Source organism: Singulisphaera chitinilytica (genome assembly GCF_049331405.1).
In the GTDB taxonomy this organism is placed as follows: Bacteria; Planctomycetota; Planctomycetia; order Isosphaerales; family Isosphaeraceae; genus PoT.
The window spans coordinates 7765731-7784045 of record NZ_CP186274.1 but is presented as its reverse complement, the minus strand read 5'-3'; the positions used below and the strand labels follow the sequence as shown (position 1 = coordinate 7784045).

Annotated in this window: 12 protein-coding genes; 2 read left to right on the top strand and 10 right to left on the bottom strand. The window is 60.6% G+C overall.

Translation table 11 applies throughout. From position 1 onward, the window contains the following. Positions 1-59: 59 nt before the first annotated feature. The 4 genes from ACOYYX_RS30350 to polX form a co-directional block, all read right to left on the bottom strand. Positions 60-443, bottom strand: coding sequence for a hypothetical protein (locus ACOYYX_RS30350; RefSeq protein ID WP_422926444.1), 384 nt, complete (start codon positions 441-443; stop codon positions 60-62). A gap of 205 nt (positions 444-648) precedes the next feature. Next, positions 649-1350: a lysophospholipid acyltransferase family protein gene (locus ACOYYX_RS30345; RefSeq protein WP_422926443.1), complete on the bottom strand. Its 702-nt coding sequence runs from the start codon at positions 1348-1350 to the stop codon at positions 649-651. Between the two features lie 464 nt (positions 1351-1814). Beyond that, entirely contained in the window at positions 1815-2273 is a 459-nt protein-coding gene (locus tag ACOYYX_RS30340; RefSeq protein ID WP_422926442.1) for a DUF2203 domain-containing protein, read from the bottom strand. A 256-nt stretch (positions 2274-2529) separates the two neighbouring features. Then, positions 2530-4260, bottom strand: a complete 1731-nt coding sequence (polX, locus tag ACOYYX_RS30335) for a DNA polymerase/3'-5' exonuclease PolX (RefSeq protein ID WP_422926441.1) — start codon at positions 4258-4260, stop codon at positions 2530-2532. Positions 4261-4924: 664 nt separating this feature from the next. Between polX and ACOYYX_RS30330 the strand changes: the two genes are divergently transcribed. Together ACOYYX_RS30330 and ACOYYX_RS30325 are read left to right on the top strand one after the other, a co-directional pair. Then, on the top strand, positions 4925-7828 hold the full coding sequence (locus ACOYYX_RS30330; RefSeq protein WP_422926440.1) for a malectin domain-containing carbohydrate-binding protein: 2904 nt from the start codon (positions 4925-4927) through the stop codon (positions 7826-7828). 522 nt (positions 7829-8350) lie between these two features. Continuing rightward, entirely contained in the window at positions 8351-9091 is a 741-nt protein-coding gene (locus ACOYYX_RS30325) for a PEP-CTERM sorting domain-containing protein (RefSeq protein WP_422926439.1), read from the top strand. 99 nt (positions 9092-9190) lie between these two features. Here ACOYYX_RS30325 and ACOYYX_RS30320 read toward each other — a convergent pair whose 3' ends face one another. From ACOYYX_RS30320 to ACOYYX_RS30295, 6 genes are all read right to left on the bottom strand, one after another. Next, the gene (locus tag ACOYYX_RS30320) at positions 9191-10027 is read right to left on the bottom strand and encodes a sigma-70 family RNA polymerase sigma factor (protein WP_422926438.1); all 837 of its coding nucleotides are present in this window, start codon (positions 10025-10027) and stop codon (positions 9191-9193) included. A gap of 732 nt (positions 10028-10759) precedes the next feature. Beyond that, entirely contained in the window at positions 10760-12601 is a 1842-nt protein-coding gene (locus tag ACOYYX_RS30315; RefSeq protein ID WP_422926437.1) for a 30S ribosomal protein S1, read from the bottom strand. Between the two features lie 393 nt (positions 12602-12994). Next, positions 12995-14152 carry an LptF/LptG family permease gene (locus ACOYYX_RS30310; RefSeq protein WP_422926436.1) on the bottom strand — a complete coding sequence of 386 codons (1158 nt, stop codon included), beginning with the start codon at positions 14150-14152 and terminating at the stop codon, positions 12995-12997. A 57-nt stretch (positions 14153-14209) separates the two neighbouring features. Then, entirely contained in the window at positions 14210-15415 is a 1206-nt protein-coding gene (locus tag ACOYYX_RS30305) for an LptF/LptG family permease (protein ID WP_422926435.1), read from the bottom strand. A 78-nt stretch (positions 15416-15493) separates the two neighbouring features. Beyond that, positions 15494-16780, bottom strand: a complete 1287-nt coding sequence (locus ACOYYX_RS30300) for a PLP-dependent aminotransferase family protein (RefSeq protein ID WP_422926434.1) — start codon at positions 16778-16780, stop codon at positions 15494-15496. Next, positions 16777-18204, bottom strand: coding sequence for a protein tyrosine phosphatase (locus ACOYYX_RS30295; protein ID WP_422926433.1), 1428 nt, complete (start codon positions 18202-18204; stop codon positions 16777-16779). The genes ACOYYX_RS30300 and ACOYYX_RS30295 overlap by 4 nt, the downstream gene beginning before the upstream one ends. Positions 18205-18315 lie beyond the last annotated feature (111 nt).

Here is an 18315-nt window from a genome sequence, read left to right as displayed (position 1 = left end):
GGAGGCATGGAAACACAAAGTATGGCCGAGATTCGAGGGGGGGAGTAGGAGCCCCGGGCTTAACGCGTCGTGATTTCGTCCAACGCACCTTCAACCCTGGTCTGGGCCAGACCCGCATCTGGGTCCGAGCGTCTCCAGCTACCGAAAGGTTTGGAGCGCGACTCGCTCACCACGACGCTGGGAGGTCGGGAACCCGACGGCATCGGGGCGGAGCTGACGTACGTCCCTCGCGTCCCATTCTGCGAGATGACCGTACCCCCCGTGACCGTCGAGGGGAGATCGCAGACGGCACTGCTGCTCACCGCTCCCGGGACGACGGCCGTCGGCCCACACACGGGAACGGCGTTGCCGTAGTAGTGATTATGTGTGCATCCGACCGAAGCCAGGACCCAGCCGGCCGCGATCGACTTGAGGCTCCCACGCAGGATTCGCGGGTGTCGCATGGCGGAACTCCTTTGCCGCGACCAGGTCCACACTCTCCGACCAGGCGGTGCGACGAATTGTGAAATCCACACTTCCTTGTGGACAGATCGGAACGAACCGAAGAACCGGCGCAAGAACCTCCGACGGAGGTGTGCCGTTCGGTCTCAAGGTAGGCGAACTTTATCGTAACTTGCCAAATCGGCCAACTCCAATTTCGATGCCGCCTCACTTGCGGATCGTGGCGAGCGAGCAACGGGCCTGCTCCTGGCATTGGAGGACTCGCACTCGGATCAGATCCGTCATGGCGTCGCCGTCGAGTTGGGACAGCTCCTCGGGAGTGATCGGCGTGCCATAGTGGATGCTGACCGGAGCCGCCTTCGGGAACATCCGAGACCTCGGCCAAGCCTCGAACGTACCGGCGACCGCAGCCGGGATGATGGGGACCTTGGCTCGAGCCGCCAGGACGGCGATCCCCGACTTGAACTCACCGATCTCCCCGTTCTTTGTCCGAGTCCCCTCGGGGAATAGGGCAACAATACCGCCGGACTTGAGACGCTTGAGGGTCTCCTTCAGGCCCTGAGCCCCCATGCCCTCGCGCTGGATCGGAAATCCTCCGACCGAGCGGATCAAGGTACCAAGCGGCGGGAAGAAAAGCGTGGAGCGGGCGACGTAGTTCAGTGGACGATGGAGAGGAATGCCGAGGATGAAGACGTCGAGGTGGCTGGCGTGGTTGGAAACGAGAAGGGCACCGCCCTTCGTGGGCAGGTTGTTCCGACCCGAGGCCCGGATACCCCCCAGCGAGTAGAGAGCCGTCGCCACCACGATCTGGACGATCCGGTACCAGTAAATTGCCAACCTGGAACGATCGGCGACCGCAGAACCGGACTTCTTCTCAGCCTTTTCCGCCACCGCGCTGGACTCTTTCACGACGACCTTTCCTGGAGTCGTACTGACTCGGATTCACGCACCACCCGGCTCACCCACCGTCTAGAAGCTGGACTGCTCAGGCCGCCTCATCCCGTGGTCCGGAGTCGCACGACCAAAACCAAGTGGAGTGACAGTCACAGTGTAACGCGACCAAAGCCGGGACTTCTAGCGCCAACCCAAGCGGCTCGAAATGGGAAACCCATTCTCACGTTGAAACCGCTAGATCCCATATCGCTGAGGAATTTCACCGTCGAGGCACCATCGGCGCGTCGAATGTCACTCCTAATGTGCTCGTTTTCAAACCGTCTGTCGTCGTGAAAACGAAAAACCCAGCGACAGGATCCGAGTGACCCTGTGGGCTGGGTTTTCTATGTTGGGTCGTGAAATCCGGCGGAAACCGGATCCGCGACGTTATCCGGCTCGACCCGATCGAGGTCGCCGCCGGGTTGCTGCTGCGAAAGAATTCAGTGGTCTCGGCTCGAACCTCGCGTGGCTGCGAGGGACACCAAGGGTTTCCGTCCGGCAAAACCGGCGTTCAGCTCATGCCAGTGGCCGACCTCGGGCTCGCCGAGTCGCCAGCAGAGGTAAACCTCTCGGCCGTCCATCATGCTGTAGAAGTCACAGAGTCCGTCGGGTCCCTTCAACTCGACGCCTAGTTTCGTCAACTCCTCGATGTACGAGGCGAGTTTCTCCTCCTCGGCCTCCATCTCGGACTGACTCTGCGCGAATTCTTCAGAGTAAATGTCACCGCTGGGCCGCTTGCGTTCGCCCATGACGGCGGTGAGCCGCTGTTTTAGTTCGTTGACCGTGTGCCACTGCTGCACGATGTCGGTCACGATCGCCCTGACAAGAGGCAATGTCCGATTCGCCTCTTCGACGCTGAAGTAGCGTCTCTTTGCCTCGGCGGGCTTGGGAGGAGCCATGACAAGATCCTATTGGAGGACGATGAGGACGCGAAACGAACAGAAAAGGGTCGAAACCAGGGAAAGCCCAACATGCAAGAAGCAAGCCAGCGTTCGACGACTTCCAGGGAGCCCCATCGAGGCACAGGCCAAGGGTTGGTCATGACTTGGCTGGGGACGAGCATGTGGGCCTGTCCGGCGCGTTTCCCTAATCCTTAAAAATTATAGGCCAGCCCAGCGGTCTCGCAAGGGAGGCTCTTCACAGCGTTTGGTGGAGTCAGCTCCGCGAGGTCTTCCGTTTCGCCAATTGTTTCTTCACATCCGTCAGGCCCGCGGTGTTCCAGATATCGTCCGCGGTCAGACCCGCGCGGCGGGCGACGTCGATGCCATAGCTCAGGTCGGCGATCCCTCCCGTCGAGTGGGCGTCGGGGTTGATCACGATCGTGACCCCGAGGGCTCGGGCTCGTCGGCAATGGATCGCGTCGAGGTCGAGGCGATGCGGGTTCGCGTTGATCTCGATCATGGTCGAGGATTTCGCGGCGGCCTCGATAACGGCGTCGAGGTCGACATCGTAACCCTCGCGGGCGAGGAGGAGCCGGCCCGTGGGATGTCCGAGCATCGTGACTCTAGGATTCGATACCGCCCGGACAATCCGCTCGGTCATTGCCGCCCTCGGTAGGCCGAATTGAGAGTGGACGCTCGCCACGACGTAGTCGAAGCCATCGAGGATCTCGTCGGGATAATCAAGCGATCCGTCCCCGAGGATGTCGCACTCCGTCCCCTTGAAGAGGTGGAAGGAGTCTCCGAACTTCCTGTTGAGTGCGTCAATGGCTTCCCACTGATCGCGGACCCGATCCACCGTCAGTCCCCCCGCATAGCGAGCCGCCTGGGAGTGGTCGGCGATCCCGAGGTACTTGAGGCCTAACGAACGCGCCGCCTCCGCCATCTCCTCGAGGGTCGCGTTGCCGTCGCTCCAGTCGGTGTGGCAGTGGAAGGTCCCCTTGAGGTCGTCGACGGTCACGAGTCGCGGCAGGGGGGCCTTCTCGGCGAGTTCTAGTTCGCCCAGGTCCTCGCGCAACTCGGGCGGGATGTAGTGAAGGTCCAGGGCCTTGAAGATATCCGCTTCCGTATGGCAAGTCGGGGCTTTCTTGTCGCCGTCGAGGTCGTACTCATTCAACGAGTAACCGCGGGCGATGGCTCGCCGCCGCATCGCGATGTTGTGGGCCTTCGAGCCGGTGAAGTAGTGGAGGGCGAAGGGGAACTGAGCCTCGTCCACCCCGCGCAGGTCGCACTGGACACCGCCGGCGAGTCGGACACTTGCCTTCGTCGGACCCTGCGCCAGGACCTGCGCCACCTCCGGAAGCTTGACGAAGGCGTTCAACGTCGATTCCGGGGTTTTGGAACTGAAGAGGATATCGATATCACCGATCGTCTCGGCACAACGGCGAAGACTGCCGCAAATCTCGGCCTGGTCCACGTCGGGATGTTGACGGACGGCCTCAAGGATCGGGGCGACGAGTCTCCTGGCCTCGCTGATGAGGATGCGGTCGCCCGTCGACTCGACGAAGCTAATCCCCTCCAGGATCTTGGCTTCCGTCTTCGCTCCGAACCCCTTGAGCGCCGCGATCTTGCCCGCCTCGCCGGCGGCGCGGAGATCGGCGAGGCTCTCGATCTTGAGATCATCCCGCAGTTGCTTGATCTTCTTGGGTCCAAGTCCCGGAATCCGCAGCAACTCGACCAGACCGGGCGGGGTCTCCTGTTTGAGTTTGTCGAAGGAGGGCAGGTGGCCGCTCGTGGCCAACTGGACGATCTTGGTGAGCATCGTCTCGCCGATGCCGGGGATTTCGGACAGGCTGCCGTCGGCGATCATTCCGGAGAGATCGGTTGGCAAGGCGCGCAAGGCCTGCGACGCGTTGTGATAGGCACGGCATCGGAAGGGGTTTTCCCCCTGGATCTCGAGCAGAGTCCCCATCTCATCCAGGATTTGGGCAATTCTAGACGTTTCCATGCCTTGATTTTCCTGCTCAGGAGCTGACGGGGATGACTCTCGGGACCGTCAAACCGTCGATCTTGGAAGTGTTTCCAAGTATGGATTCGACACCCGAATGAAAAAAGCTCAGCCTACAGCCTGCCGCACGCTCACTGCCGCCAAACTTTCAATGCTCGGCAGAATTTCCTCTCGCCACAAGCTAAAGCTAATTCATCCAGAACCTCAAATTCTGCAAGCCCTCTTTAACACCATCTCTCCACGATCAATCGCTGTTACAGAGTGGTTTCACGACCACAATCCGGCGTGGAACCGGATAAGGCGAGCGACCCCCAAGATCTGAATCCAAGACAAGATCGGTGCGTCCGGATCGCTGCTGGCGAACAAACACGCACTCAGGAATCGGCCAGATGAAACTTTGACACTGACAAATCCACCCGCGGGGATATGCGATTACGCCCTTTTTACGCGGACAGCTCAAACACGAACCGTGCATATCCGTCACGAACCGCTCAATAAACACGATTCATCCCAATTTTGAACGAAAGCGTTCAATGAGCGTTGGACTATTGCAAACGATCTTTCAAAGTACGGGTGTGGCCAGCGACAGGCACTGATTGACCCTCCTCGGCGCGACGTCTGCCCCGGGCGATGTCGACTTCAGACTCCAACTGAGGTGACAACCTTGCGACCAAAACAGGCACGCCGGTTCGCTCGTGCTCAACCGGAACCGCTCGAAACTCGTCGTCTCCTCAGCACCCTCATCGCCGAGATTGACACAGGTGTCGACCTCAATAGCGCCGCCGACTCGCCGTACTACGACATCGCGAGCGGGTACAATGCCTACACCCAGCAAACCGCCAAAGCCGACGGCAGCAACATCGCAGATAATAGCCTGGGCTCGGGCCACGGCCACGGTTCGACGGTCGCCGATTCGATCGTCTCCGGTATCGTTGCGGCCCAGCAGTCGGCCGGCTCGTCGAAGCCCGACGTGAAGATCATGCCGATCCGGGTGACGAACAACTCGGGTACGGAGGACAGCGCGTCGTTCAACGCAATCCTCCGGGGCATCTTCTATGCGGCCTACCACAATGCCAAGGTTATCAATATCAGCATTGTCTTCGCCGAGACCAGCGATGGCCCGGGGAATGTGCCCAATAATCCGGACCCTTCCTACATAAAAACGAATCCGAATTTCGCTGACGCGATAGCCTACGCCAATAGTAAAGGGGCCATCGTCGTCACAGGCGCGGGGAACGACCACTACAACCTCGACAGCACCGATCCGCAACTGAATGGATATTATCCGTATGGCCTGTATCCGACCTCGGTGGTCGCGCCGAATCTCATGGTCGCGGCCTCGACCGATTCCTCGGGCAATCTGACCTCGGTCTCGAACTACGGGCCGATCAAGGTCGACATAGGTGCCCCGGCGATTCAAAACGCCACATCTTATGCGGCTGGATATGTCTCGGGCATTGCGGGAGTCGTCTCAGCCCTGGCGCCGAACATGAGCGCGTCGCATCGCGTGGACCTCATCGAGTCCACGGCGCAAAAGTCGGCGGGGCTTACGAACCTGATCAAGACCGGGGCGGTCATCAGCCCGGCAAACGCGGTGAGTGCCCTCGTCGGCCCCACGATCGCAACGGCGGCATCCGCGAATCCCTCCACGGTCACAGCCAGCAGCACAACCCTCAGTGTGCTCGGTGCTTACAGTTCGGGCGAGAGCAGCCTGACCTACAAATGGTCCGTCCTCAGCGGCTCCGGTGTGTCTTTCAGCCCGTCGAACGCTAACGGAACGAACTCCGGCAAGTCGATCACCGCTCAGTTCTCCCAGGCCGGCAACTACACCTTCCAAGTCACGATCACGAACCAGAATGGCAGCACCGTCTCCAGCAACGTGAGCGTGACGGTGAAGGCGATCCCCTCATCACTTTCGATTCAGCCGCAGAACGCCTCGGTCGCCGCCGGCTCCTCGCAGGCCTTCACCACGAGCTTCGCGGATCAGTTCGGGAATGCGGTCGGAGCACCGACGTCGGTGAACTGGACCGCGAGCGCGGGCACGATCAGCAGCAGCGGACTCTTCACCGCCCCCAGCACCGGTTCGAGCAGCGTCAAGATCACAGCGACCTCGGGGTCGTTGTCCCGGTCGATCCAGGTTCCGATCAAGTCCTCGACGAGCGTCGCCGGAACCTCCATCGCAGCTGGCTCGAGCGTGACGCAGGGCTCGTATTCGTCCGACACCGGTTTCAGCGGCGGCTCGACATTCAGCACGACGGCCGCCATCAACACGAGCGGCGTCGCTGATCCGGCTCCCCAGGCGGTCTATCAGTCGGAACGATGGACGGGGACGAACTTCTCCTACACCGTCGCGAACCTAACCCCCAACTCCGCTTATACGGTTCGGCTCCACTTCGCCGAGAACTATTTCAACGCCCCCGGCCAGCGCACATTCAACGTAGCAATCAACAATCAAAGTGTGCTCACCAATTTCGACATCTTCGCCGCGGCTGGAGGCGCGAATAAGGCCATCGTCGAGACCTTCACGACCCAGTCGGATGCTAGCGGCAAGGTCACGATCGTCTTCACAAACGTGGCGGGAGGAGCCAAGGTCAATGGGATCCAGATGATCCCCGGGGCCTCGGCCCCACAACAGACGGGGATCGCCATCGGCGCCGGATCTACCTCGAATCAGGGAGCCTATCTGGCTGACGCCGATTACCAGGGCGGGAACACGTTCTCGTCCACGAATCCGATCGACCTGAGCGGCGTCTCGGATCCGGCCCCTCAGGCGGTTTACCAGGCCCAGCGATGGACGGGCACGAGCTTCTCATACGTCGTCCCCAACTTGACGCCGGGCAGCACGTACACAATCCGGCTCCACTTCGCTGAGGTCTACTATCAGTCGGCTGGCCAGCGGCAGTTCGACGTGGCGATCAACGGCCAGAAGGTCCTCTCGAAGTTCGACATCCTGGCGACGGCGGGAGCCACGAACAAGGCGGTCGTGCAGACCTTCACGGCCACGGCCGACTCGAGCGGCAAGGTCACGGTGACCTTCACCAACGTGCAGGGCGGGGCCGAGGTCAGTGGCATTCAGGTGCTCGGAAGCACATCGATCCCGACTCAGCCCACGACGACCGTGATCGCGGCGGGTGCCTCGTCAGCATCGGGAATCTTCTCGGCCGATGCCGACTTCAGCGGCGGATCGGTCTTCCAGACGACGAGCCCCATCGACACCAGCGGCATGTATAGCCCCGCACCGGAGAGCGTCTACCAGACCGAGCGATACACCGGGACCGACTTCACATACAACGTCCCCAACCTCGTGCCCGGAGCCACGTACCTGGTACGCCTACACTTCGCCGAGAACTACTTCAACGGGGCTGACCAGCGAAAGTTCAATGTGGCCATCAATGGGACCTCGGTCCTCACCAACTTCGATATCTTCGCGGCCGCCGGAGCCGCGAACAAAGCGATCGTGAGGACGTTCTCCGCAACGGCCGACGCTAACGGAAAAGTGACGATTAAGTTCATCAATGTCGTAGGCGGTGCCAAGGTGAACGGCATCGAGCTCATCAAATCCTCTTGAATCGGTGAACCTCGCGAGTTCTCCCTCGCGATTGCGAAGCCGTGGTTGGATCGCATCGAACTCTCGATCCCGACAAATCCATTGCCTTAAATAAATTGGAAGATGAGGAGTTATTAAACAACTCATGACCGATTGCACCAAAAGCAAGGAACCTCGGGATCAGGTCGACATTGACAGCCACCTTGCTGATCGAGTAAGGTCCCTCCCAACTCGATCAATCCGCTTCGCAATTGCCGCGCAATCGGCGGTTCTCAGTTGATGTCGTTCGTTCAGGATTCGAACGACAAAGCCGTTGCCAAAGGGAGTTGGAATCGATTTCGGACGGAGACCGAGCGGCTATACCACGCCTCGCCGTGGCCCGCCTTCTTGATTGACCCCATGGATGTCAGGGTGCCACGAATCTCGAGGCCTTTTGGGGGACGTGGCTCGTAAGCCTCGTGTCCGCATTCATGCGGACGCAGGAAACGACGAGGGCATGTCCAGCCCAAACTTCGGGCAAAGGACGACCGAAAGGGATTTCCCATGCACCGGATGCGCCGCTACACAATACTGGCGGGGTTGTCGGTACTATTTGCCGGGCTGCTGAGCGTTCGTACGTCGGCAGAATTGATTCAGCAACCGGGGGGTCGCAACTATCCTGACCTCGCCGGCTCGATCACTGGCGAGCAGAGTTACGACTACGACCCCGCCACGCAAACCGGGAACTTCCGCGTCACGAACACCCCGTACCTGCTGAGCACGGGGCCCGCGGTCGCCAATGAGTCGATCATCCAACCCGACAGCGACGGTACGCGCACCCAGATCCTCAACCTCCGACTCGACCAGAACGGACGGCTGATCAATGACGCATCCAATTCTTATTCACTCTATGGCTCGGTGAACATCGCCGGCCAGGAGTATCGAGGACTCCTGCTCAGCGGGACACCCAAGGCTTTCGGGTCTCAAGCTGGCACCTCGTCCGCGTTCAACCTCGACCTGAAGGTCACGGGGGGGTTGCTGGCGAACACGTTCGGGCCTGATCTCTACATGGAGATGCATCCCGAGTTGAACAGCGCGTTCGACGGCAACTTCAATCGCAGCTTCGCGACGACGATCGACTCCAGCAACACGCTGGGTTATAACTCTCCGCTGGTCGCGACCGTCCCCGAGCCGACAACCCTCGTGGTGCTTCTCGCTTGCGGAGTCGGCCTGGTCTTCCAGCGCTGCCGCAAGCGATACACTTCACTCGCGAGGCCGAGAAGCGGCGGGATGAGGCACGAGTAAGTGCCGCAGAGACATAGACGCACACGAGGCCGGAGCAGGGGAGTGAGTCGAACTCACCTCCTTGCCCGGCCTCGATGGTTTTCGAATGCTTGCTGATGGTCAGTCAGCGTGGAAGGTCGCGGAGAGTTTGCCGAGGGCCTCGTTCTCGATCTGGCGTACGCGTTCGCGGGTCAGGCCCAGCGATTCCCCGATCTCCTTGAGGGTCTTGGGGGGGGCATCGTTGAGTCCGAACCGCATGCGGAGCACGGTGGCCTCGCGCTTATCCATCTCCTCAAGCCGGTGCATGACGAGCTTGAGGTTGTCGGCCTCGAGCATCTCAACGTCCGGGGCGCGGGTTCGCTCGTCCATCAACATCTCGCCGAGGCTCCAGCCGTTTTCCGGCTGATCCGTCTGCGGGACGAGGTTATAGACCTTGATCGCCTTCTTGACGATCGCCAGTTTCTTCTTGGGCAGCTCGAGGGCACGAGCGATCTCCTCGACCGTCGGGGGGCGACCCAGGGAGTCCTGAAGATCGGACGACATTCGGCGCCATTTGAAGAGCAGTTCGACCATGTAGGCGGGGATGCGAATCGGCTTGGCCGTGTTGACCAATGCCCGCTTGATCGACTGCTTGATCCAGTAGCTCGCGTAAGTGCTGAACCTGGTTCCCACGCCGGGGTCGAAGCCCTCGACGGCGCGGAGGAGGCCAAGATTCCCCTCTTCGATCAGGTCCTGGAGCGATAGGCCCTTGCCGACGTAGCCGCGGGCGATGTTGACGACCAGGCGAAGGTTGGCGCGGACCATGCGGTCACGCGCGCTCTTATCCCCCTCGGCAATCCGGTGTGCCAGCATCTTCTCTTCGTCAGCAGTCAGGAGCGCCGTCTCGTTAATCTCCCGGAGGTAAGTCTCCAGGGGACTTTGTACCGTGTCTCGGCGGTGTCGGCGAATACGGGCCATGAAGATCCTCGTAGGGTCGGTCGTAACTGGGTCCGCAGTTGGTAGGGGAAAACGGTCCGAGGGATCCGAGGTCGTCTCACAAGCGTTTGGTCGGCCGAGACAACTGCCTCGGCCAGGTTGGTCTGGAGTCCTCGTTCCGCGCACCAAAACGGGTCCAGGCGTCCCCCCGAGCAGTAGCCGGCCTCCCGCCTCGCCACCTCAGGTCGCCCTCCCCTTCGCAAATCCCGCAAGCCCACGATCTTGAGGTAGGATCCGCACTGACCTTGTGACTTCAACCCGCCAAAGGTCTCCCTCGCTCTCCCAATCCTCGCGTCCGCTCACGGTCTAACCCAAGGTATCGGAACACTACCGTGATAACTTAAAACGGTTTTGGAAGTCTAGGAGGTTTCGGGGAAATGCACTATATAGCGGTTTGCTGCTTCAGGCAATCCGTTCGAGTTACGAGCGACCAGTAAAGATGGGAAGATTGAGAAAGAAGTTTGATCGTGATCGTAACATGAACCAATGAGATGAGAACTGACGGAAAGGAGGTGAACGAATCAATATCGTGTCACACAGAATGAGCGGATTTTGTGATCCGGATTCTTCGAGCCCTGATAACGAGAGGCAAAAAAATGGACCACCGACTCCAAGGTTGGAATCGGTGGTCCATATTGAGTTCAAGCGCACTGTTCGGTGTAAAGCGATGCTCGCTAAGTCGCGGACACCGCTCAAACCGATTGTGACACGATCTTACTCTTCGGTCGGCTCTTCAGAGGAAGACTCGTACGGGGCATCGGCAGGGGTTTCGGTCGAGGTGCCACCCATGCTGAAGAGGAGGCCACCGCCGCCGAGGCCACCCTTGAGTTCCCGCGTTTCCTTGGACTCGGGTTTGGCTTCGGCCTTGGGAGCGGCCGGAGTTGCGGCCTGACCCTCGGTCTCCTCGCCCTCTTCGTCGCCCTTGGTCCAGTGGGCCTTCTTTCGCGAGAGGCCGATCTTGCGCTCGCCGCGGTCGACGCGCAGGACCTTCACCTCGATGTCGTCGCCAACCTTGACGACTTCCTCGGGGCTGTCGACCTTGTGGTCGGCCAGCTCGGAGATGTGGAGAAGTCCTTCGAGACCGGGCTCGAGCTCCACGAAGACGCCGAAGTTGGTGAGCTTGGTGACCTTGCCTTTGACGACGTCACCCGGCTCGTAACGATTCGGGATGTCGGTCTCCCAGGGATCTTCGCGAAGCTGCTTGAGACCAAGCGCGATTCGTTTGCGATCCTGGTCGACGTTGAGGACCTGGCAGCTGATGCGCTGGCCCTTCTCGAGCAGTTCGTTGGGGTGACCGATCTTGCGGGTCCAGCTCATGTCCGAGATGTGGAGAAGGCCATCGATGCCTTCTTCGATCTCGATGAACGCACCGTAGTTCGTCAGGTTGCGAACGGTGCCTTCGATCATGGTGCCCGGCGGATACTTGTTGGCGACCTGATCCCACGGGTTGGTCTGGGTCTGCTTCATACCCAAGGAGATTTCCTGTTTCTCCTTGTTGATGCCCAGGACCACCACTTCGATCTTGTCGCCGATCTGGACGAGCTCGCTCGGGTGGTTGATGCGCTTCGTCCAGCTCATTTCGGAGATGTGGACGAGGCCCTCGATGCCCTCTTCGAGCTTCACGAAGGCACCGTAGCTCATCACGTTGACCACCTCACCCATGACGCGGGTGCCGACCGGGTACTTGTCGGCGACGTTCTCCCACGGGCTGGCGGACTTCTGCTTGAGGCCGAGCGCGATCTTCTCGCGGTCCTTGTCGACGTGAAGGACCATCACCTCGATCTGGTCGTCGATCTTGACCATATCGCTGGGGTGATTGATGCGGCCCCAGCTCATGTCGGTGATGTGCAACAGACCGTCGATGCCACCGAGGTCGACGAACGCGCCGAAGTCGGCGATGTTCTTGACCGTGCCGACCCGGATCTGATCCTTCTCGATCTCGGCGAGGAGCTGCTTCTTCTGCTGCTCGCGCGTAATCTCGATGAGCTTACGACGGCTGACGACGATGTTGCGTCGTCCTTCGTCGATCTTGAGGATCATGCACTCGATGTCTTGATCGATGTAGTCGGCGATATCCGACGGACGACGGATATCGACCTGGCTCGCCGGCAGGAACACGTTCACGCCGATATCGACCAGCAACCCGCCCTTGATCTTGCGGGTGACCTTGCCCTTGACCACGTCGCCTTCGTGGTACTTGGAGATCACCATCTCCCAGGCACGCATCCTGTGCGCCTTCTTGCGCGACAGGACGATCTCGCCAGTCTCGTCCTCCATGCCTTCGAGGAGGACCTCGACGCTCTCGCCCGGCTGGGGCGGGGGCTCGTCTTCCCACTCGTTCAGGGGTACGAGGCCTTCCGACTTATAGCCGACATCGACGACCACCTGGTCGCCAACGATCTCGATCACCTTACCAGAGACGATGCCGCCGACCTCGAAGCTCTGACCTGCGCTCAGATACTGCTCGAAGTCTCCAGACTCGTTCTCACCGGCAACTACGGCGATGAGTTCATCGTCGCTGACGTCGAATTCGCGGAGCAGGTTGCGATCTACCATGTTTGTCCGTTTCGAAACGATCCCTCGCGAGTTGCGGGGGGGTTGGGCTTACCACCCGGAGGAATGATCTGGTCAGGATCGCAATCCTCCAAGGAAACCGACTCAATCCTCGATTGATCGAATCGATGGCTGCCCTGGCTCAGTTTGGAACGATAGTTAGGAAAAAACCCACCCTTCCACACGAAAGGTGGGCTGACGCAAAAAGTTATTATAGAAGACCTGGACGAAAAGACAACCGTGATCGACGACTTTGAGGGGTATGGGCGTCCATCCCGCCACAACGCCAGGTCCGTGCCCCTCTCTGGGCACGTCACCGGCGCGGGAAGATCGGCCGCCTTGACCCGCAAACCACCGATCTCGACGACTTGAGCTCCGGCTTCTGTTATCGCAACATCATGTACGAATTCGATCCCAGCGAGCGACGGCGATGGAGCCGAATCCGATCAGGGGAGCCCAGGCTGCGAGCTCCGGAGAGATGACGGAGTGCCCGCCGAGGTAGCTCGACAGGAACATCATCGCGTAGAAGATGGCCGAGGTCCCGAGCGACATGCCAAGGTTGATAAACATGTTCCTCCCGTAACCGCCGAGCACAAGCGGGAGGCTGAGCATCATCAGGCAGAGGCTCAAGAGCGGGCGGATCAACCGTCCATGGAGGAAGACGGCGATATCGAGTTTCTCCGTCGAGTGATTGGACCGGTCGGAGAGACTTCGAATCAAAGAAGGGGTCGTGGCAAACATGTACCAGTCGCGGCCTCGAGCCACCGATTCGAACGTCAGGTTGCTTTTCAGGAAGTAATTCTTGCCGCCGAGGTTAGGGATTTCGCCGAAGGCCGGTGGAAACCCCTTGAGGTCGGTGATCGGGATGATAGGCCCATCCCCGAAGATCGTGTCGTCGAGTGCGGGGCTGAGCTTCGCCGCACGCAGCAGCCACCCCCCTTTGAGCGGGGCGTTGGGGGCATCCGGTGGGATATATCGTGCCTGCTTCGCCGAGATCTCGATCAGCGGACCGTAGAACTCCACGGGGATCGTGACGTTGCAGGGGAAGACCGTTCGGGAGGCTCGGTCGGCGGAAGGGCCGTGGATGAGGATCGATTGGTCATCATGCCGGCTCGACACGGTAATCTTGCGAGTGCCGTCGTCGTCGTGCGATTTGCGGAGTTCCTCCGCATAGGGGGGCATGATGAATTCCTGGTTCAGCACAGCCAGGAGGCTCACGACGATGGTCGAGATCCAAACGGGCCGGATCACGCGCTGGGTGCTGATCCCGGCGGCCAGCATGGCGAGCAGTTCGTTGTTGCGCTGCATCCAGGTGACGGTGAAGATCGCCGCCATCATCCCGATCACGCCGCAGAGCCGGTCGTAGAAGAGGCTCATGTGGATGAGATAGTACCAGCCCATCACCTTGAAGAGTTCGATGCCGCTGGCACGCTTGTTGAACTCGTCAAGGTTTGAGAATGCATCGATGACGACATAGAGGCCGACGAGGGCGATAAAGCAAATGAGGTACGCCTTGAAGAATGCCCAATAGCGCTGGCGATCGAGGATTCCCACTGGCGGTTCCCTCCGCTCGAGACGCAACGACTTCGTTACGATCGAATACCCTAAGGACTAGTGTCGAATGACAGACGGCCAGACGAAGCCTGACAGGATGGCCAGGAGGAAATTCCCCAGCCAGAGCGCGACCGTCGGGTTCAGGATCCCTTCCTTCCCCATGTTCGTGCCGAGCAGGATCAGGGGGTAGTAAAGGATGATGATGGGGACGAAACACGAAATGAACGCGCTCAAGAAGTCTCGTCGGGCGAACAGGACGCCCACCGGTGCCCCCAGGAGGACGAAGAAGAGCGGCCCGCAGGCCATGGCCACGCGCTGCTGCTTCTCGGTCTCGAACTGTTTCCAGTTCATGTCCCAAGTGCCGTAGTCGACGAACGACCGGTGGATCTGCGGCCAGTCGACGCGGTTCAGTCGGCCCATGCCCATCCAGAGAGCTGCGCCCATCGCCTGGATCTTGCGTTCCTTCGCCATCTTCTTACGGAAATCATGCTGATCGGCGACCAACTCGGGCGTCGTCTTCTCCTGGATGCGTTTCTCGGCAGTCAAACTTCGATCGCCTGGGATGTCCATTTCGATGGTCGAGTCGTTGATCAGGAACACGTCGTTGCGCGGGTCGCTGACGTGCGAGCCATCGAGATAGATCCTGGCCAGCTTGCGTTGGGTGTCGAAGTGGATGACCGCCTTCTTGGCCTGGATGACGCTGTCGAAGTTGTTGGGGTCGCGCGAGCCGGCCGCTCGATGCTTGAAGGTCGCGTCGATGAGCGTCTTGTCCTCGACGTCCTTCACCGTGATATGGAACGGCCACTGGTTATTGTTGAACTCGCGATCCTTCTTCAGGCAGCGATAGAAGAGCTCTTCCAGGTTCTGGAACATGATCATCTTGGCATGATGATTCGCCTTCGGGATCGGGCTGTACGACAGGTAGACCATCAGCACGCTGAGGAAGAACCCCAGGGTGATAGACGGGAGCAAGACGGCGAAGGCGCTGACGCCCGCCGTCTTGACCGCGACGATCTCGTTGTCGGCAGCGAGTCGGCCGTAGACGACGGTGACGCTGAAGAGCAGCGAGACCGGGATCGTGTACGGCAGACTCGTCGGTATGACGTAAGGGACGAGCTTGGCGATCTCCACCGGCCCAAGCCCGATCTTCGACGCCTCGATCATCACCATGAAGAGCACGATGACCGTCGTCAGCGTAATGAGCGCCAGGGTAAAGGCGCGGAGGACCTCGCCCATGACGTATCGCTGTAGGATTCCGAACATGGCGATTCCCCCAGCATCCGAGCCAAAGTTGAACCGCTCCCCACGCCTGCGGGCCGAATCGTTCGGCCGCGATCATCCTCAGGCGACGGGGTCGAGACAATCCGCCAGGGCCACAGACAACCGGCGGATCCCCTCCACCAGGTCAACTTCCTGCGGCACGCCGAAACAAAGCCGAGCATGATTCGTCGGTACGGGGGCGGGCTGTGCGGCGAACGCGTAGGCTCCCGGCACATACACCACGCCTTCCGAAAGGCAGCGGCGGAACAGCGGGCCTTCCGGGCCCGAGTCCAGATCCTGAGGTAAAGTGAGCCAAACGTAAAGGCCACCTTGCGGGACCGTCCATGAGACCAGGCCTTCGAAGCTCCGGAACTGCGTCTCGAGAGCCCCCAGCAACGCGTCCCGCTTCGACCGGTAGATCTTCACGAGGTGCTGGATCTGGGCCTCGTAATGCCCCTCATTGATCAGGTGATCGAGCAAGACTTGCGAAAAGTTCCCGGTCCCGAAATCGTGATTTCCCTTGAGCCTGAGGACTGGCTCCAGTAACGAAGGGGGCAAGATCCCCCAGCCCACCTTCAAGCCTGGGCTGAACGTCTTGCTGAACGTCCTGGCGAGGATGACGGTCTCCTCGGTCTTGTCCGTATGCCAGACGCTGCTCGGCTCGGTGCCGTCGTAAGTCAGGCCGCGGTAGGCGGCATCCTCGAGGATGTAGATCGATCTCAGCTTCGACCAGCGCCTGGCCAGCTCCACCAGCGGGGCCCTGCGGTCGGCAGCCAGGCTCACACCCGACGGGTTGGAATGCTCCGAAACCGTGTAGATGAGTTTGACCCGATCGAGACGCCCTTGCGCCTCCAGATCGGACAGGGTCGCTTCGAGCTTGTCGAGCCTGAGGCCGCCCGAGTCGGTCTCCACCCCGATGGCCTCGACGCCCCGCGTCTCGAGCACACCCAGATATACGAAGTACGTCGGCGACTCCACCAACACAATATCGCCGGGATCGAGAAGAGCCTCGGCGATCAGGTAGAGGAGTTGTTGAGAGCCGGTCGTGACGACCGTCCGGGGTAGGGCGTGCTGGAATTCTCCCTCGGGTACCCCTTCGTTCTTCTCGAGCATCCGAATCAGATGCTTCCGAAGGCTGAGGTCCCCCTGCGTCGTCCCGTACTGGAGGCCTCTTTGACCCTCGAAGCGAGAGCGAGCGAGCTCGTTGACGGCCTTGGCCACGAGGTCAATGGGCAGGCTCTGCTGGTCGACGAAGCCTGCCGCAAGGGAAACCAGGTCCGGATTACCCAGTGCCAACTGCATCAAGGTGCTGATCGCGGGGACGCCAGTCCGCTCGGCGATAACGCTCGAATGTTTCTGAGGTGTCATGACGAGATGGCCGATTCGTGAACCTGCGGGTTTGGGTGGGACACGACGAACTCTAGGGTCGGCCGGCCGGGTGTCAAGCTAGGCAGACATGCCCGCGGGCCGATCTTGCTTCCGACACGAGGGACCGATTCCGGGTTCGGCGTCTGCGCCGGGGTTCGGACTTGCCCCGAGCCCGGCCTAGGAAGTCGCGAGGCCGCGTCCCGCAGGACCTTGGACATCGGGTCGGCTTCGAACTTCTCGGGCGCAAAGAAGGGCAGGACCCGGTTGTAGAGGAGCGTGACCGAGGCCTTGGGGCGATAGCCGCGATGGCGCTCGATCTCCTGCAGAATCTCGCCGAGAGATCGCCCCTGGACGACGAACCGATAGATCCCCATCCAGGCCGGCGTGCGATCCATACAGCCGTGGCAGTGGACGAGGATCGGCCAGGCGTTCGGATCCTTCGCGATCTCGAGAGTCGAGCTGATGAAAGAGCTCGACTCGTCTTCTTCGTTCTCGAAGGCCGGGTTGCCGACATATCGAATACCGTGCTCCTTGGCGAACTGAAGTTCGTCGGGGAGCTTGGGGCTACGCAGATGCGTGTTTTCGGGGAAGAGGTTGATGATCGTCTTGAACTGATGACGAGCGTGAGCGACCTCGAGGCCTTTCTTGGTCGGCATCGCGCTCATGTAAATCTTGCCGGGCTCGACCGTCTTGAGCCGACTTAGGGGTCGGTGATACCAGGTCATCCAGATCCCGCCCACCACCAGCCCAAACCATCCCAGGGCCCCAACCGTGGTGATAGCGAGCCGTCGCGAAAATTTGGGGACCGGAATTCCCAGCAGCAGCTTCACGAGGGCAAGGTCGAACGCAAGCATCCCCAGGGTGTAAGCCCAGCGCGGCCAGTATCCCAGGGGTTCGACGCCCGGAATCTCGAACTGACGGATCACCACCAAGACCAAAGCCGCGATCACGAGCGGCCAGGCCCCTCGACTCTTCAGTCGATCGCGAACGGCTCGCCAGTTTTCGCGATCGACACCGATGGAGCCGAACACGACTGCGGCGAGGAGCAGGGCCCCCGATCCCAGGGCAAGCTTCTCAACCAACGGCGTCGTCGAGTCGAACACGGCTCGCCAACCCATCCCGTGCCATCCGTCGAAGGTCGGGCCGGGCGTCGAGGCGTGCCAGTAACCCGCGAGGGCCAGGGCAAGCGCGGCGGGCCAAACTCGCGGCTTGGAGCGTTCGAGGACACATCCCGCGAGTGCGAACATGATCGCCCCGGCGGAGAAGTAGATGGCGACGCGGTCGATCGTGTCTCCCGGCTCCGCAAGACGGTAGGCGGGCGGTGGTCGACGGCTCATGGTCGGCCTGGAGACGCTCGGGAATTCCGGGTCGACGTCATCGGGGAAATCGACGACGTGCCAGACCGCGGGCACCAAGGCCAACATAAGGATGGCCCAATGCCAATGGCGCAATCCACTACGAATGCGGAGCTTTCCGTTCGCGTCGACCATCGAGAACCTTCTTCCATGATGCTCGGGACGAGGGGCAACATCCTC